The organism is Rhodococcus sp. 05-2255-1e (genome assembly GCF_002259025.1).
In the GTDB taxonomy this organism is placed as follows: Bacteria; Actinomycetota; Actinomycetes; order Mycobacteriales; family Mycobacteriaceae; genus Rhodococcoides; species Rhodococcoides fascians.
This window is the reverse complement of the sequence record NZ_NOZE01000013.1, coordinates 336,259-354,680: the sequence shown is the minus strand read 5'-3', so window position 1 is coordinate 354,680 and position 18,422 is coordinate 336,259. Positions and strand designations below refer to the sequence as shown.

Here is an 18,422-nt window from a genome sequence, read left to right as displayed (position 1 = left end):
GCGGCATGGGGTTACGCTGCGTGCCGTGAATGATCTCGACTTCGGTGAGCACCTCGGTGGGCGACGTGGGAGGTAGGTTGCGCACGCGCCTGGGGGACAGCGGCGCGTTGACCGACAAGCCCGATTTCGCGCTGGTAGGTGTGCTGCGGGTTCCGGAAATCGAATCCAGCCCGTGGAGCGCGATCTACAAGCGGGTTCTGATGGCGTTGGGAATTCTCTTTCTCGCGGCGTTCGTCGTCTACCTCGATCGCGACGGCTACAGCGACAATCAGAACGGCGAGCTGTCGTTCCTCGACGCGTTCTATTACGCGACGGTGTCGTTGTCGACCACCGGATACGGTGACATCGCGCCGATGAGTCCGTCTGCGCGGCTGGTCAACATTCTGGTCATCACCCCCTTACGAGTCCTGTTCCTCATTCTGTTGGTCGGCACCACGCTGTCGGTTCTCACCGAGCGGTCTCGGCAGGCATTCAAAATTCAGCGATGGAGACGCAGCGTGCGCAATCACACCGTGGTCATCGGTTTCGGCACCAAGGGCCGAACCGCAGTCGACGCGATGCTCGGCGACGGAGTGTCGGCCTCGGACATCGTCGTGGTCGACACCGACCAGACCGTGCTCGACGCGGCCTCGGCGATGGGTCTGGTCACCGTCCACGGCTCGGCCACCAAGTCCGATGTGCTTCGGCTCACGGGCGCTCAACATGCCGCGGCCATCATCGTGGCGACCAATCGCGACGACACGGCGGTCCTGGTGACGCTGACGGCCAGGGAAATCGCTCCGAAGGCCAAGATCGTCGCGGCGATCCGAGAGGCCGAGAACACACACCTGGTGCGCCAGTCCGGCGCGGACTCGGTGGTCGTCTCGTCCGAGACGGCGGGTCGGCTGCTCGGAATTGCCACGTCCACACCGTCCGTCGTGGAGATGATCGAGGATCTTCTCACCCCGGAGGCAGGCTTCGCCGTCGCAGAGCGAGAGGTGGAGCGGGACGAGGTGGGCGGTTCACCGCGTCACCTGGCCGACATCGTGTTGGGAGTGGTTCGGGGCGGCAAGCTGTTCCGGGTCGGATCACCCGAGGTCGACGCGATCGAGGCAACCGACCGACTGCTGTACATCCGTCGCGTGGCCGACTGAGCAGGCCCAGTAGGGTCGTGAGCGTGCCGAATTTTCAGCTCGTCCATCCACCTCGACTGTCTCGATCACCGCTCGACCGGGCCGAGGAATTGCGCCGCGACATAGCGGCACTGGCCGCCGGGTGGTCCACGGCTCGCATACTCGACGTGGACGGTCGCGGCAGATTCGCAGTGGACGACGGTGGTCTGGTCTTCGTCGACGCCGCAGACGTGGCCACGGAACCGACCGAGGACGTGGTCTTCCTCGGAATTCATGGCGACCGGCACCTGTGGACCCGACGCGTCGAACTACTTCAGGGCACGCTGGGAGACCTGCGAACCGACGGTGAGCGCCTCGACAGTGTGTCGCTGTCGATGGTCACCGGGGCTCTGGCCATCCTCAATTGGCACGCCAGTGCGCGGTTCAGCTCGCTCGACGGCGCTCCGTCCGTTCCGTCGGCTGCAGGCTGGTCGCGGACCAGCACGTCCTCGGGTCACGAAGAGTTTCCGCGCACCGATCCTGCGGTGATCTGCCTGGTTCACGACGGCGCGAATCGAGTGCTGTTGGCGCGCGCACCGATGTGGCCCGAACGTCGGTTCTCGGTGTTGGCCGGATTCGTCGAGGCCGGCGAATCGCTGGAGACCTGCGTCGCGCGGGAGATCAAGGAAGAAGTGGGGCTGGACGTATCCGGCATCGAATATCTCGGCAGTCAGCCGTGGCCGTTTCCGCGTTCGGTGATGATCGGCTTCTCGGCCGTCGCCGACCCGGATCAGCCGCTCGCGTTCCAGGACGGCGAGATCGCCGAGGCGCACTGGTTCGAGCGGACCGAGGTCGTCGCCGCCCTCGAACTGGGCGACTGGGGATCGGAGTCGACGTCTCGATTGCTGCTTCCCGGGTCCATCTCTATCGCCCGCGGAATGCTGGAGGCGTGGGCAGCGACGACCTGACGCCCGATCAGAGCGAGAGAGCGCGCTTGACCTCGGCGAGGCTGGGATTGGTTGCCGTCGATCCGTCCGCGAACTGCACGGTGGGCACGATGTGGTTTCCGTTGTTGACGCTGCCGACGAACTCGGCGGACTCGGGGTTCTGCTCGATGTCGATCTCGGAGTAGGCGATTCCCGCCTCGTCGAGCTGAGTCTTGAGCCGGCGGCAGTACCCGCACCAGGTGGTGGAGTAGACGGTCAGCGCGGCCGGGGTCTGTGGGGTGTTCTCGGTAGTGGTCACGGAGACAGTCAACAGCAGGGCGCAGGTGATTGTTCCGTGACGGCCGCCTCGGCGAGTCTCGGCGGCGTCGGGCCCGGACATCGCTGTCGGTAGGCACTGACACAATGGACCCATGGCTGACGACGCGATGACTGCCGGTCTCGATCCGGAGCAATCCGCGGCAGTGCTGGCCCCTCGCGGTCCGGTCTGTGTGCTCGCCGGGGCCGGAACGGGTAAGACCCGCACGATCACTCGACGCATCGCGCATCTCGTGTCCGCGGGGCACGTGTCCTCCGGCCAGGTATTGGCGGTCACCTTCACCGCGCGGGCGGCCGGTGAGATGCGCGGCCGTCTTCGAGAACTCGGCGTCGGGGGAGAGGGTCCTCCGGTGCAGGCCCGTACCTTCCACGCTGCCGCGATGCGCCAGCTCAAATATTTCTGGCCACAGGTCGTCGGCGACACCGGGTGGCAGTTGCTCGATCGCAAATTCACCGTGGTCTCGCAGGCGGCGAACCGGGCCGGAGTGTCCACCTCCACCGACGCCATCCGCGACCTTGCGGGCGAGATCGAGTGGGCGAAAGGCTCGTTGATCGCTCCCGAGGACTACCCGCGCATAGCGGCGAGCAACCGACGCGACGTGCCCATGGACGCAGCCACGGTCGCTGCGGTGTACGCGGGATACGAAGAACTCAAATCGCGCGGCGGCGACGGCATGTTGCTCGACTTCGACGATCTGCTGTTGCACACCGCCGCGGCGCTCGAAGAGCACTCCTCGGTGGCCGACGAATTCCGCGAACGCTATCGCTGCTTCGTCGTCGACGAGTATCAGGACGTGACGCCGCTCCAACAGCGGGTTCTCGACGCCTGGGTGGGCGATCGTGACGACCTCACCGTCGTCGGTGATGCGAATCAGACGATCTACTCGTTCACCGGAGCGTCCCCTCGCTACCTGCTCGACTTCTCTCGCAAGTATCCCGAGGCCACGGTTGTCCGTCTCGAACGTGACTACCGATCGACACCGGAGGTCGTGTCGTTGGCCAATCGCGTGATCGGTGCCGCGCGGGGTCGCATTGCGGGCACTCGGCTGCAGCTGATCGGTCAGCGTGATTCCGGTCCGGAGCCGGAGTTCTTCGAATACGACGACGAGCCCGCCGAAGCGGACGGAGTGGCACGCGCGGTGAAGAGGTTGATCTCGAAAGGCGTCGAGCCTGCCGAGATCGCAATTCTGTACCGCATCAATGCGCAGTCCGAGGCGCACGAGCAGGCCCTGACCGAGCTGAAGATTCCCTATCAGGTTCGCGGCGGCGAGGGTTTCTTCACTCGACCCGAAGTGCGGCAGGGAGTCAATGCACTGCGCCAGGCTGCTGGCCGAGACGATCTACCCGACGGTTCTCGTTCCGGGGACGGCCTGACCGGTCTGGTTCGGGCCGTGCTGGCTCCACTGGGGTTGACGGCTACCGAGCCGACCGGTGCGCAGGCGCGGGAGAAGTGGGCCTCCCTGGGAGGTCTCGTGCAACTCACCGAGGAATTGCTGGTGCACGACCCCGAACTGACCCTCGACTCACTTCTCGGTGAACTCGCGGCTCGCGCCGAGGCGCGGCATCCACCGACGGTGCAGGGCGTGACGCTGGCCTCGTTGCATGCAGCGAAGGGGCTCGAGTGGGATGCAGTGTTCATCGTCGGGCTTGCCGACGGAACGCTGCCGATATCTCACGCGATCGGCAACGATCCCAGTGCGAACAACGAGGCCGCCGTCGAAGAGGAACGTCGCCTTCTCTACGTGGGTGTCACCCGGGCGCGGGTCCACCTGCACCTGTCGTGGGCCCTGGCCCGTAACGAGGGTGGGCGCAAGTCGCGTCGCCGCTCCCGATTCCTCGTCGGATTGGTGCCCGAGGATTCGCCCGCGTCGCGCATCGCGGCACCCGCGGCCAAGAGGTCCGGGCCCAAGTGCAGAATCTGCGGTAAGCCGCTGATCGGCACGTCGGCCACGATGCTCGGACGATGCGATAGCTGCCCGTCCAACGTGGACATCGCGCTGCTCGACGCGTTGAAGTCGTGGCGCCTGGACAAGTCTCGTGAACTCAAGGTGCCCGCATACGTCGTGTTCAGTGACAACACGTTGACTGCTATCGCAGAACAGCAACCGCAGGACGAGCGTGGACTCGTAGCGATACCGGGAATCGGGGCTAAGAAGCTCGAGCGCTTCGGCGAGGACGTGCTCACGGTGGTGCGCTCTTCCGACCGGTAACCGTCCGTCGAACAGATGCCGTAAAACTGCTGGTCAAAAATAACTTGTGCAGATCTCGGCGGGGGGCTTAGTCTGTTTCTCGTGTCGCGGGAGACCGCACACTGCCCAGTCCGCCCACGAGACCAGAACAGGAGCTGAAGAACATGATCGACACATTCGACATCGCCGGTGCAAGAGCAACCGTCGTGCTCAGCCCTGTCTGCGGTGCAACGCCCTTCGGCGATGCGCTGGTCGGTACGCCCGCTGCTGCGGCCGTAGCCGCCGGCTCGGTTGCGCAGACGTGGATTCGTCCCACCGCTTTCGGCCCGATGCACCAGTCCGCATCGGAAGCCCTCGGGTCGAATTCCGCCCCCGGCGTCCTGGCGTTGGCAGCACCCGCTGTGTACACCCATCGACGTCACCGCGCACCACGCGCGTCCGTGTTCGACAGCAGATACCGACTTCACTGTAGGTAGATGCTTCGATTTGCCCACCAGGCCACGGACCCGCACTCGCGGACCGTGGCCTTTGTCGTTCAGGTAGATCCTCTACCCGAGCGTGAGGCCGACATGGTTCGCATTACCCCTCGAACCGATAACGACGCCGCACGAAAAGTAGAGGAGACCGACGTGTCAACCGCCACGATCCGGACGACATGCCGACCAGAGTCCGAAAGCACCTACGCAGCAACAAGTTTCGCCGAATCGGCGGAGCTCGAGCTGTCGGTGCCTTGTCGAGCGGCGAACCCCGACATGTGGTTCGCCGACACCCCTGCCGAATTGGAGCAGGCCAAGGCGCTGTGCGCCGAATGCCCCATCCGCCGAACCTGTCTCAGCGCCGCATTGGATCGCGCCGAGCCATGGGGCGTATGGGGTGGCGAGATCCTGGAACAGGGTGTTGTCATCGCACGCAAGCGTCCTCGCGGACGGCCACGTAAGAACGCGGCATGAAGCTCGATCCGGAGGTCCGGCTTCACCGAGTGATTCACTCGGTGAAGCCGGGCAACCATTCCGTCAGAATTGCCATGTACGGCGCATAGGCGTCGAGCTGCGCGCAGATTCCCACCAGGCCGCCCAGTACCCGGAAGATCATCACGTACTCCGGCGGCATGTTCAGCGAGCGAACGGTGCGGAACTGTGCGCTGTTGAAATCGGCTGCGGTGCCTGCCGCTTTCTGCAGCCACGCCCGAGTGAAGTGAAAAGACTCGGTGTGGATCGGGTCTGTGAACGGGCGAAGGTAATCGGCAATTTCCTTCTCCGTCACCGTGCGACCCGGCACCACGAAGCCACTCTCGGTGCACAGTTCGACCAGCTCGTCGAACTTGTCGTCACGAGCGAGTGCGACCATCCGGCCGAGGACCGGAGGCAGGCCGTCGGGCATCGGAGCACATGCCCCGAAATCGATGACGCCCATTCGGCCGTCGTCGAGCATCATGAAGTTTCCCGGATGTGGGTCCGCGTGCAACAACTTCGCGCGCGCGGGAGACTCGAACGCGAACCGCGCCAGAAGTTCGCCGGCTCGATTACGCTCGTCCGCAGTTCCGTGCGCGATCACATCGGCCAGGGGCCTACCCGTCATCCATTCGCTCACAACCACTTTCGGGGCGCTGGCAACGATCTTGGGTACCGCGAACCGAGGATCGCCCGCAAATTCCTTGCTGAAGGCGCGCTGATTGGCTGCCTCGATACGGTAGTCGAGCTCGTCCTCGGTGCGAGCCGTCAGCTCTTCGAGCACGGGCTTGACGTCCGTACCGGCGAGCACCGTGCTGAACAGATTCGCGAAACGAGACAGAGTCTTGAGGTCCGACCGCAGGGCGTCGTCCGCACCCGGGTACTGGATCTTGACCGCGACGTCGCGCCCGTCCGCCCACGTGGCTCGGTGGACCTGTCCGATGCTGGCCGAGGCAATGGCGGTGTCGTCGAAACTCTCGAACCGTGATCGCCACGCCGTACCCAGTTGTTGATCGAGTACGCGATGCACCGTCTTGGCCGGCATGGGCGGGCCCTGAGCCTGCAGCTTCGTCAGTGCCTCACGGTAGGGCTCCGAATACTCCTCGGGAACGGCGGCTTCCATCACCGACAGCATCTGACCGAGCTTCATGGCCCCGCCTTTGAGCTCTCCGAGGACGGAGAAGAGTTGCTCGGCTGCTTTGGCGGCCATGTCCGCGTCGATCTCGTCGCGGTTTCCGCCGGCGAGCTTCTTTCCGAAGCCCATCGCGGCACGTCCGGCCATTCCCAGGGGAATGCTGGCTAGTTTCGCGGTACGAGTGGATCCACGGCGCGGTATGTCTGACACAGCTCCATCATGGCTGAACCTTCCGACAAATGCTCGGACCGGTGAAACCGTGGCCTCGACTGCCGAGGTGGGCGGGTGGTCGAGTGACCGTGCGGTCAGTACCAGCAATCGCAATGCGGATGTCGCGTCCACTGCCGTTTGTGCACGGACGTACCGGTTGCCGCGAAACTCAGCTCCATCGTGCAGTCGGTGGTTTCGGGCATCGTTCCGTCCGTGCGATCGATGAGGGTCTCGAGTTGCGCGAACGCGAACGCCGCCGTGGCCAACACCGTGGCGGTACTCGCCTGGCCCACCGTGCCGAGCAGATGTGCGGACAGGTGCGGCCACTCCGGATCGAGATCACAGCGGGTGAGATCGGCGCAGCGCAGGCAACTCGTCTGTCCGGGCACCACGAACGGGCCGACGATTCCTTTCCCGTCCCGCAGTCGCACCTGCAGGTGCGGGATCCTTTTCCGCACCAGATCGGTCACCAGGCGGGGCTCGGCGACGAGGTCGTCGGTGAGCACGACCACGTCGTACTGCCACGAGTTCACGGCGAGGTGCGGATAGCGTGTCGGGGTCAGGCTCGTTCTGGTCACCGCGACACTGGTGCGCCGCAACCCGGCGGTCAGCGCATCCGAGAGCGGCCCACGGCCCACGAGATGCACGGAACGAATGTCGCGCAGTTCACTCGACGGAGCGTCCGCGTTGCTCGACGCCGGGCCACTCGTGCCGTGCACGAGCAGGCCGGAATCGTCCAATTCGGCGAGCATCGACGACACTCGGTTCGCGGACAAACCCAACGTCATTGCGTGACAGACGATGTGAGGCCTGGAACGTCCTGCCGCGAGAAGCCGCAGGATCTCGAGTATCGAGCCCGGTTCCGCACCGGGAGGGGGAGTGACGACGACGCTGGTCTCGGGGCTCCACCCCAATTGAACGGTTCCGTCCCGTCGCGGCAGGATGGCCACCGCGGGATCGAGTCGAACGGTCGATGTGATCATGAACCACACTGTGACACTCGGTCCGACGGCAAACGCCCGCTCGAAGCACGTTATCCACAGGGGAAAATAGGCTTCGAGCAGGCGTTCGACGGGGCCGACGGCATTGGTGTGCGCCGTCCGGGTTCAGGGTGTGGAAGAGCCCTTGTCCGGATGGTCGTCGCCGTCCTCCGAGGCGTCGTCCGTGCCGTGTTCCGCTCGTTCGGCGGCCTCCTTTGCCTCCATCGCCTCGAGTTGCGCGATGGGGTCGTCGAAGCTGGAGGTGCCGCCGCCGACGACTCGGTCGATGAACGCCGCCGGATTGTCCAGGTCGGATGCGTCGGGCAGGAGATCCGGGTGTGCCCACACCCCGTCGCGGCCCTCCACGTCCGCGGCGGCCAGTAGTTGGCGCCACAGATCGGCGGCCTCGCGCACCTTTCGGGGACGCAACTCGAGACCGACCAACGTCGCGAACGTCTGCTCTGCCGGGCCGCCGGAGGCGCGGCGACGGCGAATGGTCTCGGCGAGGGCAACCGCGCCGGGGAGACGGTCGCCGAGTGCGGCCGTGACCACGGTCTCCACCCAGCCCTCCACCAGCGCCAGCAACGTTTCGAGACGTTCGAGAGCGTGCTTCTGCTCGGGCGTGGTCTGCGGCTCGAACGAACCCTGCTGCAGCAGCGCTTCGATCTTCGACGGATCCGTCAGCGCCGACGGGTCGAGCCCGGCAGCGGCTTCCTCGATTGCCGAGAAATCCATGCGGATGCCGCGAGCATATTCCTCGACTGTGGCGAGAACCCGCTGGCGCAGCCACGGGACATGGCTGTACAGCCGCTGGTGTGCAGCCTCGCGGGCGGCCAAGAACACCAGCACCTCACGCTCGGGCTGTTCGAGACCTTCGCTGAACGACGCGATCGCCGACGGTAGCAACGCGGCGGTGCCCGACGGGCCGAGCGGGAGACCGATGTCGGTGGAGGTGAGAACTTCCTTCGACAGTTGGCCCAGTGCCTGACCGAGTTGCGAGCCGAACGCCATTCCGCCCATCTGGGTCAGCATGCCCATCATCGGTCCGGCAATCTGCTGAGCCTCCGGCGGCAACCCCGAGGTCCACATGCCCGAAATCTGCTCGGCGACCGGATCGCACAGCCGCTTCCAGGTGTCGATGGTGTTGTCCAGCCAGTCGACCGGCGTCCACGCTGCAGTCTTGGTGGCACCGGCAGGCAATGTGGTGGCACCGTCCAGCCAGAGCTCGGCGAGGTGCGCGGCCTCGGTGATGGCCTCACGCTCCCCGGCCGACACCGGGCTGAAATCGCCCATCTGCTGTCGGGCCAATTGCTTGGCGAGGTCGTAGTTGACCGGTCCGGCCGACGATCCGCCCGACCCCGCGGCACCCATGCCGCTGAGCATCTGGCCGAACTGGGTGAGCATCTGGCCCAGTTGTGCAGGGTCGAAGCCCTCGGCCCCGAACCCGAAACCGGCGGGGTTACCCGACCCGTCCGGATCCTTCTTCTTGTCCGGGTCGTCGTCGGAAGCACCGAAACCAAAATTGCTCATGGCTCAACGGTACAAGCCATGAGCACTCGGAGCGCGAAAGATCGTCACGCTGACGGCGAACAGAACGGCTTCGTCGCATCGTGCGTCGGGCTCCGGCAGGGGCGGTATCCACGCCGCCGCACGTTCGGATCTAGTGTCTACCGAGTGAACCGAAGGATCGCCACACTCGTCGCAGCGCTGGTACCGGTCGTGGTGCTGGGCGTCACCGGCTCGGTCGTCACCGTTCCGTTCGCGGCACTCGGCCCCGGGCCGACCTACAACACTCTCGGTGACGTCGACGGCGTGCCCGTAGTCCAGATCGACGGCACCGACGTCGACCCCACCGCAGGCCATCTGAACATGACGACGGTGGCCGTGCGGGATCAGCTCAATCTTTTCGAGGCTCTCGGGTTCTGGGCCAGTGGGCGTCAGGGACTGGTACCTCGTGAGGAGGTGTACCCACCGGACAAGTCGAAAGAGGAAGTGCAGGAAGGTAATCAGGCCGATTTCGAGCAATCGGAATCCAGTGCCGAACTCGCCGCTCTGCATCACCTCGACCTCCCGGTGTCGCTGTCGGTGACGAGCGTGGCCCAGGACGGCCCCGCCGCAGGCGTGCTGAACATCGGAGACACTCTGGTTGCGGTGGGCGGCACCCCCGTCTCGACGGCAGGCGCGGTTCGCGAGGCCGTCAGCGCCAAGGCACCCGGCGATTCGCTCGACATCGACTACGTGCGTGATGGTGCCCCTCGTACGGGTTCCGTTGTGCTCGGGGCCAGGCCGGACGATCCGTCGAAGGGATATCTCGGTGTGACGCCCGAGGAGCAGCCCGACGTTCCGTTCGACGTGAAGTTCAATCTCGCCGACGTCGGTGGTCCGTCCGCCGGCTTGATGTTCAGCCTCGCGGTGGTGGACAAACTGAGTCCCGGCGAGCTGAGCAACGGCGAATTCGTGGCGGGAACCGGCACGATCGACGCAGCGGGAACGGTCGGCCCCATCGGCGGTATTCCCTACAAGCTGATAGCAGCTCGCGAGGCAGGGGCCACCACGTTCCTGGTGCCCGACGCCAATTGTGGTGAGGCGCAACAGAATGTGCCCGACGGTCTGCGTTTGGTGCGAGTCGAATCGCTGGACAATGCGATCGACTCGCTCCGAGCGATCGGGTCGGGCGAAGACGTTCCGACGTGTAGCTGACCCGCTCGGTCGTATTTATTCGTCGTCGACCACATCGAACGTCGCGTACAGACCGTGGACGACGTTGGGTGCCAGGTCCTCGGCGATGCGAAGGTCGATGGGAGCGAACGGATCGGCGTCCTCGTCCGGATGCAGTTGCAACAACGTCAACGACGGCCCGTCCTTGAGCACTGCCACGATCAGCCGCGCGTCACGCTTCTCGGGATGGTTCTCGGCGGCCGATCGCGCCGCGTTGTCGGCCGCGTCGGGATCTGCGAGAAGCGGCATCAGCGCATCGTCGAGTGCCGACTCCGCCTCCGGGGGGAGTACGACGATCTCCTGGACGAGTGCGCATCCCACGACGCCCTCGGGCCACGTCGACGTGGCGAGGAATTCGTCGAGGGCGGGGGAGCCGCCGGTGATGTCCTCGGGCAACGAATGCTGCTGGATCGGTGTGAGTGCAGCACCGTCGGCCAGATCGTCGAGCAGGCCGGGTTCTGCCGCGGCGAGGGCAGCGGTGGGCACCAGCGCGAACATCTGGGGCGACTGGCCCCACCCGCCCGCGTCGACGAAGTCCGCCACCTCACGCGCGCACCGAGCCAATGCCTCGGCGACGCCGGGCCCGCCCGACTCGGGGTCGAAGTCGTCTCCGAAATGTTCCTGGCCGGGCAGTCCGTCACTGTCGTTGCTCACCGCACTATCCTCGCATCCGAATGGTTCCACGAATGTCGATGCTCCTGACCTGCGGTCCGGCGGGGCCGCAGTACGGGCGTCACAGCCGTAGGATCAACGTACGTACAGTAGGGCGAAACGGACATGCGGCGCACGCGAGGTGCGCCGTGACAGTCATCTGCGGCGCCATCGGCGTCGCCCGAAGTTGGAGTGTGGCACGTGGGCATGAGGCCCCCCACCGGTATGCCGTCGTTGTCGCGGCGAAGCCGGATCTTGCTCGTATTGGCCTTGGTAGTAGCAGCTTTGCTGCTCATCGGTCCGCGGTTGATCGATATCTACACGAACTGGTTGTGGTTCGGAGAAGTCGACTTCCGCGGCGTCTACACCACCACTCTGTTGACCCGGTTGGTGATCTTCCTCGTCGTCTCGGTCGTCGTCGGGCTCATCGTCTTCGGCGCGCTGGTCGTCGCGTACCGCAATCGCCCGGTGTTCGTTCCGGTGGCCGGACCCAACGATCCGATCGCTCGATACCGCACCACGGTGATGAGCCGGTTGCGGTTGTTCGGCATCGGAATCCCGGTCGTGTTCGGTTTCCTGTCCGGCATGATCGCGCAGACGAACTGGGTCACCGTGCAGCTGTTCCTGCATGGCGGCGACTTCGGCCAGACCGACCCGCAGTTCGGCCTGGACGTCGGGTTCTACTCGTTCGATCTGCCGTTCTACCGCTTCATCCTGAACTGGCTGTTCGTTGCCATCCTGGTCGCATTCTTCGCAAATCTGGTGACGCAGTACGTCTTCGGCGGTATTCGGCTCGCCGGCCGAGAAGGAGCGCTCACTCGCGCGGCGCGGATTCAGCTCGCTGTGCTGGCCGGCACCTTCGTCCTGCTCAAGGCAATCGCCTACTGGTTCGATCGATACACGCTGTTGTCGAGTAGCCGTAAGGAGCCGACGTTCACCGGTGCCAGCTTCACCGACATCAATGCGGTGCTGCCGGCCAAGCTGATTCTGTTGGCTATTGCGGTCATCTGCGCAATTGCCTTCTTTGCGGCCATCTTCCTTCGTGACCTCAGAATCCCCGCGTTGGCCACAGCGCTGTTGGTGTTGTCGTCGATCCTGATCGGTGCCGTCTGGCCGTTGGTGATGGAACAGTTCTCGGTTCGTCCGAACGCGGCCGACAAGGAGAGCACGTACATCGAGCGCAACATCGCGGCAACGAGGTCTGCGTACGGCTTGACCGATGACGTGGTCTCGTACCGCGACTATTCGGGTGAAGCGTCGTTGAGCCCGAGCGAAGTGGCATCGGAGTCGGCCACGATGTCGAACATCCGGTTGCTCGATCCGAACATCCTCGCGCCGACGTTCACTCAGCAGCGTCAGATCCGTAACTTCTACGGATTCCCCGACACACTGGCCGTCGACCGCTACCCGGACGCGGACGGCAACCTCCGCGACTACGTCGTCGCCGCGCGTGAGATCTCACCGCAGACTCTCGACGCGAACCAGCGTGACTGGATCAACCGCCACACCGTGTTCACGCACGGAAACGGCTTCGTTGCTGCTCCTGCCAACTCCGTCGACGAGGCTGTCGCCGACGAGTCCAGCGGCGGGCGTGGTGGTTATCCCAACTACCAGGTGAACTGGATCGAGAACAACGCCGAGGGAACCGTGCGTAAGGACGGCCCAGGTGACCTCGATCAGCCGCGCATCTACTTCGGCCCGGTCATCGCGAATTCCGACGCCGACTACTCCATCGTCGGCTCGGCCGGCGAACCCCGTGAGTACGACACGGACAGCAAGAGCTACTCCTACACCGGTGCAGCGGGTGTCGACGTCGGCAACTTCTTCAACCGACTCGTGTTCGCGAGCAAGTACGCCGAGCGCAACATCCTGTTCTCGAGTGTGATCGGTGACGAATCGAAGATTCTGTTCAACCGTGATCCCCGGGACCGTGTGCAGAAGGTCGCGCCCTGGCTCACCACCGACGGTTCGACGTACCCGGCGATCGTCGACGGCAAGCTCGTCTGGATCATCGACGGCTACACAACGCTGGACAACTTCCCGTATGCCCAGCGGATGTCGCTCGAGGATGCCACTGCCGACAGCATCGAGTCGACGACGACGCGCGCACTGCCGAGCCGGGAAGTCTCGTACATCCGGAACTCGGTCAAGGCCACCGTCGACGCTTACGACGGCACCGTCAAGCTGTACGAGCAGGACGAGAACGACCCGGTGCTCAAGGCATGGGAAGGCGTGTTCCCCGGAACGGTCATCCCCAAGAGCGAGGTGTCTCCGGAATTGCGGGATCACTTCCGGTACCCGGAGGACCTGTTCAAGGTTCAGCGTGAACTGCTGACGAAATACCACGTCAACGATCCGCGAGAGTTCTTCACCAACAACGCGTTCTGGGAGGTTCCGACCGACCCGACCGCGGAGAACACTGCCGCCAAGCAGCCTCCGTACTACGTCGTCGCGTCCGATATCTCCAACGAGGAGAACCAGGCCTCGTTCCAGCTGACCAGTGCGCTGGTGGGGTATCGCCGAGAAGTGCTGGGCGCGTATGTCAGCGCGGATTCGGATCCGGAGAACTACGGCAAGATCACCGTGCTGAGGCTGCCGACCGATACGTCCACTCAGGGCCCGAATCAGGTACAGAACCAGATGACGACCACGACGGACGTCTCCGAAAGCCTCGGCATCGTGCGCCGGGAGAACACTGTCGAGTTCGGCAATCTTCTGACCCTGCCCGTGGGCAACGGCGGTCTGATCTATGTGGAGCCGGTGTACGCCTCGCGCACCAACGAGGCGTCGGCGTATCCGCAGTTGATCCGGGTGCTGGTCTCGTACGAGGGTCGTGTCGGTTACGCCGCCACGCTGCCCGAGGCCATCGAGCAGGTGTTCGGGGCCGGTGCCGGACGGACCGTCACGGCGCCGGGGGAGACCGACGGCAGTACCCAGCCGGGTGCCGTACCCGAGACGACCCCGTCCGAGGGCGGTTCGACGCCGGCGAATCCGGCTCCGTCCACCGGTGGGTCGACCACCAGGGACGCCGCTGTCACCGGGTTGAACGACGCACTCTCCGCCGTGCGCACTGCACAGCAGAGCGGCAACCTGGCGCAGCTCGGTACCGCGCTGGAGAACCTGCAGAAGGCGGTCGACGCGTACAACGGGGCCGGTAGCTGATCGGCACTGTTCCACCGGGTCGACTGCAACGACAGAGCCGCCTCACCGAATCGGTGAGGCGGCTCTGTCGTTGTTCGCTACATCGGATGCGCTGGGCATCCACTGCGAGCGGAACGAGGCAGTTCTAGCGAACTGCCGGTGAATCAGCGTCCGATGGGTGCGAGCACTGGAGCGTTCGCAGCAGCGAAGTGCTGGAACTGGGTGCTCAGGCCGTACTGGTCTGCGAGCTTGGATGCTGCATCGAATGCGCCCTGAGCGGCCTGTGTAGCTGCTGCGACCTCGGGTGCGACGGCAGGCGCGGGGGCAGGTGCCGGAGCCGGAGCTGCCTGGGGAGCCGGTGCCGGTGCCGCTTCGGGCTCGGCTGCCGATGTACCGGTGGTCAGCTGCTGACCGCAGACGGGCCATGCGCCCGGTCCCTGGCTCTGCAGGGTGTTCTCCGCGACGCGGATCTGCTCGGCCTTGGAGGCGTTGGCCGGGGAGCCGGTTCCGCCGTTGGCCGTCCAGGTGCTCTGCGAGAACTGCAGGCCGCCGTAGTAGCCGTTTCCGGTGTTGATGCTCCAGTTGCCACCGCTCTCGCACTGTGCGACGCCGTCCCAGTTGTGGGGGGCTGCGTTGGCGGTTCCGGCAGAAACGCCGAGCGGAATGGCGACGGCTGCGCCGGCGATGGCGGCCAATCCGAGTGCGCGCTTACCGAAGTTGTTCTGAGTGGTCATGCGGGGTGAATCCTCTCCGCGCTCGACTGGCGCGACTGGCCTGCGAATCGTTACGCCGGTGGTGATGGCGATGACGACCAGGCACTTCGTATCGTCGCGGCTCTGCCCCCGTACGTATTGGGGACCACACCCGCGGGGCAGAGCGAAAGAAGCGGCGGGGTGGTGCAAGCCCAGCGGTTTAGGGCCGTCCGTGAAGGTAGTCGAGGATTCACTCACCGTCACTGAGCGGATATGGGATACCAACCGTCCACATAGTGGGATCGGACCCCCTGTTCGTGCAGCTCGAGCCGCATTGTGGCGGGAATGTTTCACCTTCGTGACCCGACCGTTATGTGACCCGAAACACGCAAGAAAAGAGACCCGGAGCACTATTTCGAGGGGCTGCGAACGTGCTGTTCGGGTCGGCTCGGCCGTGCGTCGAGCCTGATCGGCTGGACCGAGCACCCCGTGGTCACGTGATTTGCATTCGTCGTACACGCAGGGGTAACTTCGTAGATGCAACGCGGGGTGGAGCAGCTCGGTAGCTCGCTGGGCTCATAACCCAGAGGTCGCAGGTTCAAATCCTGTCCCCGCTACCACTCGAAAAAGCCCGAGGCCACACGGTCTCGGGCTTTTTGTGCTCTGATAGCCACCGTGCAATCACATTGGACTGCCCGATGCCCGTGCGAAGAGGGCGACCGAGGATGATCCTGCCCGCTGTTCGAGATCCCCGGCTCGTCACGGCCCGGCGCGGGGGACTGCTGTCCGATGACGATCATCGGGCCCTGGCACTCTGGGCTGCTGCCTGTGCCGAACACGTGCTGCCCCTGTTCGAGAGCTCGGTTCCGTCGGACGCCAGACCGCGGGAAGCCATCGACGGGATCGGCGCGTGGGTACGCGGTGAGCTGCCGATGATGGAGACCCGCGCCCTCGGCGGACACGCGATGGGCGCAGCGCGTCCCCTTCGCGGAGCGGCTCGATTCGCCGCCTACGCCGCAGGCCAGGCCGCATGCGTGGCGCACGTGGCCGAACACGACCTCGGAGCAGCGGCATACGCCATCAAGGCAGTTCGAGCTGCGGCACCGTCGTCGAGCGCAACCGCCGCGGCGTATGCGGAAAATGAGTGGCAGAGGGAACAGCTGCCGGACAGCGTGCGGGCTCTGGTGTTGGAGGACCAGCACAGGAGAAACAGCATCTGCTGGTACGTGTTCGAGTAGATCTACAGAACCGTGACCGTGAAGGACTGGGTGTCGATCTCGATCGACGTCGACTACCGGTTGCGCCGACTGGGCGCAGAGAACGCCGGCGGTTGCTTCAGTCCGAGACCTGCTCCCGTGCATCGTCACTGGTGACGATGTCATCGTCGTCGGTGGTCGCAGCATCCTCCGGCTCGTCTGCGGTGAGGTCGACGGTGTCCGCGCCCTCGAGAGCCGTCAGTTCCTGTTCCGCCTCTGCGATGAGGCCCTTGGCGTTCTCTTCGACCTTCTTGATCCACTCGGCCATGACTGTCACCCTTCGCTCGATCGTCTACCACCGGTCTACCAGACTCGAGCCCTCTAGGATCATCGGTGTGCGAATGCAGACCCCACGACTGGTTCTCGACGAGCCTGCAGATGCGGATCTCGACGCGTTGTACGAGATCTGCAGTGATCCGCAGTCGTGGACACACTTTCCGAGCTTGCGGCACAACGACATCGGTACGACCCAACGTATGGTGCAGAACTGGACTGCGCAGTGGCGTCGAGATGGATTGAGCACATGGATCGTTCGTGAGCACGGCAGCGACATGATCAGCGGCTACGGCGGGTGTTCCATCCGACAGAATGCCTTCTGGAATCTCGGCTACCGTCTCCATCCCGACGCGCAGGGCAAGGGGTACGCCGCAGAGATGTGTCGAACCGCAGTCGAGTGCGCGTATCGAACTCGGCCCGAAATGCCGGTCGTGGCATATCTTCTCGAACACAACCTCTCATCCGCTCGCGTGGCAGAGCGCGCCGGCCTGAAGCTGGTATCCCGTGGACCCGATATCGGCAACCCCGATCCGGAGGCCATCCGATTGGTGTACGCAGACCGACCGCTGAAGGCCGATCAGGTGGATGCTGTGCTGTCCGCCTGATCCCGTGCGTCGGCAACCTCGGCCAGTCGTCTTCTCAGCAAACGTTTCTCCGGTGCCGTTCGCGCGAGATCCAGTGCTCTCCGGTAGTGCACGGCGGCCTCGTCCATCCGGCCCAGTCGGTGCAGCAGATCGGCCTTCGCCATCGCGAACGGGTGGTACCGGCGCAGGACCGGCTCAGCGGCGATGGCGTCCAACAACTCGAGCCCAGCCTCGGGCCCTTCGGTCATTGCGACGCCGACGGCCCGGTTGAGCGCGACCACCGGTGATGGTGTGAGTGCCATCAACACGTCGTACAGGGCCACGATCTGAGGCCAGTCCGTGCTCGCGGCGTCAGCAGCCTCGTCGTGTAATGCCGCGATGGCGGCTTGAACGGAGTACGGGCCGGCCGGTCCGCGGGTCAGGGCCGCGCTCACGAGTTGCGTTCCCTCGGCGATGAACGCGGCATTCCATGTGCGCCGGTCCTGATCGGCCAACAGTACGATCTCGCCGTGTTCGTCGATCCGGGCGCGGCGTCTGGCGTCGGTCAGCAACATCAGCGCCAGCAAGCCGGTCACCTCGGACGTGCCCGGCAGAGCCGCGTGCAGAACTCTGCCCATACCGATCGCTTCGTCCGAGAGATCGACGCGTCCGACTCCATCGCCGGATGTCGCCGAGTACCCCTCGGTGAAGATGGAGTAGACGACCTCGAGCACCATCGGCACTCTCTCCGCCAGCTCGTCCGGTCCTGGAACGCGAAACGGAATGCGAGCCGTGCGAATCTTGTTCTTGGCCCGCACTATTCGCTGTGCCGCCGTGGCAGGAGGGATGAGCAGTGCGCGCGCCACCTCTGCGGTGGACAGACCCGCGAGACACCTCAGCGTCAGGGCGAGTCGGTCCTGGGCAGCAAGAGCCGGGTGGGAGCACGTGAAGAACAGCTGGAGGCGATCGTCGGGCACACGATCGTCGAGCGCATTCGAGCCGGACGGGTTGTCGCGGTCCGAGTCGATCTGCAGTACGGCGATTTTCGCAGCCAGTGTCTCATCGCGTCGGAGGCGGTCGACTGCCTTGCGCCGGGCTGTGGTGAGCAACCAGGCCCCTGGCTTGGCCGGTATGCCATCGATCGGCCAATGCTTCAGAGCCGCCTCGATGGCATCCGACGTCACCTCCTCCGCGAGGTCGAGGTCACGGTAGCGCTGCACCAACGACGCGAGCAGCATCGAGCGCTCGGCACGGAATACCGATCCGATCGTTCGACTGACCTCGACCTTGCTCACCGAACGATCCCGC

Annotated in this window: 17 protein-coding genes and 1 tRNA gene; 10 read left to right on the top strand and 8 right to left on the bottom strand. The window is 64.9% G+C overall.

Annotated elements, in window-relative coordinates:
* Window positions 1–65 precede the first annotated feature (65 nt).
* Entirely contained in the window at window positions 66–1,133 is a 1,068-nt protein-coding gene (locus tag CH262_RS11850; protein WP_027496550.1) for a potassium channel family protein, read from the top strand.
* A gap of 23 nt (window positions 1,134–1,156) precedes the next feature.
* A complete protein-coding gene (nudC, locus tag CH262_RS11845) occupies window positions 1,157–2,059 on the top strand; it encodes an NAD(+) diphosphatase (RefSeq protein WP_094717650.1) in 903 nt (300 codons plus the stop codon).
* 7 nt (window positions 2,060–2,066) lie between these two features.
* Here nudC and CH262_RS11840 read toward each other — a convergent pair whose 3' ends face one another.
* A complete protein-coding gene (locus CH262_RS11840) occupies window positions 2,067–2,336 on the bottom strand; it encodes a mycoredoxin (RefSeq protein WP_032366324.1) in 270 nt (89 codons plus the stop codon).
* 112 nt (window positions 2,337–2,448) lie between these two features.
* On the opposite strand from CH262_RS11840, the gene CH262_RS11835 reads away from it, so the two are divergent.
* From CH262_RS11835 to CH262_RS27555, 3 genes are all read left to right on the top strand, one after another.
* Entirely contained in the window at window positions 2,449–4,563 is a 2,115-nt protein-coding gene (locus tag CH262_RS11835) for an ATP-dependent DNA helicase UvrD2 (protein WP_094717649.1), read from the top strand.
* A 143-nt stretch (window positions 4,564–4,706) separates the two neighbouring features.
* On the top strand, window positions 4,707–5,018 hold the full coding sequence (locus tag CH262_RS11830; protein WP_032366326.1) for a hypothetical protein: 312 nt from the start codon (window positions 4,707–4,709) through the stop codon (window positions 5,016–5,018).
* A gap of 153 nt (window positions 5,019–5,171) precedes the next feature.
* Complete coding sequence (locus tag CH262_RS27555; RefSeq protein WP_027496555.1) at window positions 5,172–5,492, top strand: WhiB family transcriptional regulator; 321 nt, start codon at window positions 5,172–5,174, stop codon at window positions 5,490–5,492.
* A 34-nt stretch (window positions 5,493–5,526) separates the two neighbouring features.
* On the opposite strand, the gene CH262_RS11820 is transcribed toward CH262_RS27555, so the two are convergent.
* The 3 genes from CH262_RS11820 to CH262_RS11810 form a co-directional block, all read right to left on the bottom strand.
* A complete protein-coding gene (locus tag CH262_RS11820; protein ID WP_032366327.1) occupies window positions 5,527–6,837 on the bottom strand; it encodes an ABC1 kinase family protein in 1,311 nt (436 codons plus the stop codon).
* Window positions 6,838–6,932: 95 nt separating this feature from the next.
* Entirely contained in the window at window positions 6,933–7,820 is an 888-nt protein-coding gene (locus tag CH262_RS11815) for a hypothetical protein (RefSeq protein ID WP_032372873.1), read from the bottom strand.
* Window positions 7,821–7,943: 123 nt separating this feature from the next.
* Window positions 7,944–9,347, bottom strand: a complete 1,404-nt coding sequence (locus CH262_RS11810; protein ID WP_094717648.1) for a zinc-dependent metalloprotease — start codon at window positions 9,345–9,347, stop codon at window positions 7,944–7,946.
* A 144-nt stretch (window positions 9,348–9,491) separates the two neighbouring features.
* On the opposite strand from CH262_RS11810, the gene CH262_RS11805 reads away from it, so the two are divergent.
* Entirely contained in the window at window positions 9,492–10,517 is a 1,026-nt protein-coding gene (locus tag CH262_RS11805) for a YlbL family protein (protein WP_032387460.1), read from the top strand.
* Window positions 10,518–10,532: 15 nt separating this feature from the next.
* On the opposite strand, the gene CH262_RS11800 is transcribed toward CH262_RS11805, so the two are convergent.
* On the bottom strand, window positions 10,533–11,099 hold the full coding sequence (locus tag CH262_RS11800) for a PPA1309 family protein (protein ID WP_094717749.1): 567 nt from the start codon (window positions 11,097–11,099) through the stop codon (window positions 10,533–10,535).
* A gap of 288 nt (window positions 11,100–11,387) precedes the next feature.
* Here CH262_RS11800 and CH262_RS11795 point away from each other — a divergent pair, with 288 nt between their 5' ends.
* The gene (locus CH262_RS11795) at window positions 11,388–14,348 is read left to right on the top strand and encodes a UPF0182 family protein (protein ID WP_027496560.1); all 2,961 of its coding nucleotides are present in this window, start codon (window positions 11,388–11,390) and stop codon (window positions 14,346–14,348) included.
* Window positions 14,349–14,491: 143 nt separating this feature from the next.
* Here the strand turns inward: CH262_RS11795 and CH262_RS11790 are convergent, their stop codons facing one another.
* The gene (locus CH262_RS11790) at window positions 14,492–15,061 is read right to left on the bottom strand and encodes a transglycosylase family protein (protein WP_094717647.1); all 570 of its coding nucleotides are present in this window, start codon (window positions 15,059–15,061) and stop codon (window positions 14,492–14,494) included.
* 501 nt (window positions 15,062–15,562) lie between these two features.
* Between CH262_RS11790 and CH262_RS11785 the strand changes: the two genes are divergently transcribed.
* Window positions 15,563–15,639, top strand: a tRNA-Met gene (locus CH262_RS11785).
* A gap of 105 nt (window positions 15,640–15,744) precedes the next feature.
* Window positions 15,745–16,257 carry a putative immunity protein gene (locus tag CH262_RS11780; protein WP_032391566.1) on the top strand — a complete coding sequence of 171 codons (513 nt, stop codon included), beginning with the start codon at window positions 15,745–15,747 and terminating at the stop codon, window positions 16,255–16,257.
* A gap of 97 nt (window positions 16,258–16,354) precedes the next feature.
* On the opposite strand, the gene CH262_RS11775 is transcribed toward CH262_RS11780, so the two are convergent.
* Window positions 16,355–16,543: a hypothetical protein gene (locus CH262_RS11775; RefSeq protein ID WP_032366331.1), complete on the bottom strand. Its 189-nt coding sequence runs from the start codon at window positions 16,541–16,543 to the stop codon at window positions 16,355–16,357.
* Window positions 16,544–16,616: 73 nt separating this feature from the next.
* Between CH262_RS11775 and CH262_RS11770 the strand changes: the two genes are divergently transcribed.
* Window positions 16,617–17,156, top strand: a complete 540-nt coding sequence (locus CH262_RS11770; protein ID WP_094717748.1) for a GNAT family N-acetyltransferase — start codon at window positions 16,617–16,619, stop codon at window positions 17,154–17,156.
* Here CH262_RS11770 and CH262_RS11765 read toward each other — a convergent pair.
* On the bottom strand, window positions 17,129–18,409 hold the full coding sequence (locus CH262_RS11765; protein WP_256988764.1) for an RNA polymerase sigma factor: 1,281 nt from the start codon (window positions 18,407–18,409) through the stop codon (window positions 17,129–17,131). The genes CH262_RS11770 and CH262_RS11765 overlap by 28 nt on opposite strands.
* Between the last annotated feature and the right edge of the window lie 13 nt (window positions 18,410–18,422).

What these genes read in the sequence shown, in the direction of transcription:
- CH262_RS11835 (WP_094717649.1), top strand. Translation starts at nt 2,449, where the DNA reads ATGGCTGACGACGCGATGACTGCCGGTCTCGATCCGGAGCAATCCGCG.
- CH262_RS11830 (WP_032366326.1), top strand. Translation starts at nt 4,707, where the DNA reads ATGATCGACACATTCGACATCGCCGGTGCAAGAGCAACCGTCGTGCTC.
- CH262_RS11815 (WP_032372873.1), bottom strand. Translation starts at nt 7,820, where the DNA reads ATGATCACATCGACCGTTCGACTCGATCCCGCGGTGGCCATCCTGCCG.
- CH262_RS11810 (WP_094717648.1), bottom strand. Translation starts at nt 9,347, where the DNA reads ATGAGCAATTTTGGTTTCGGTGCTTCCGACGACGACCCGGACAAGAAG.
- CH262_RS11790 (WP_094717647.1), bottom strand. Translation starts at nt 15,061, where the DNA reads ATGACCACTCAGAACAACTTCGGTAAGCGCGCACTCGGATTGGCCGCC.
- CH262_RS11780 (WP_032391566.1), top strand. Translation starts at nt 15,745, where the DNA reads ATGATCCTGCCCGCTGTTCGAGATCCCCGGCTCGTCACGGCCCGGCGC.
- CH262_RS11775 (WP_032366331.1), bottom strand. Translation starts at nt 16,543, where the DNA reads ATGGCCGAGTGGATCAAGAAGGTCGAAGAGAACGCCAAGGGCCTCATC.
- CH262_RS11770 (WP_094717748.1), top strand. Translation starts at nt 16,617, where the DNA reads ATGCAGACCCCACGACTGGTTCTCGACGAGCCTGCAGATGCGGATCTC.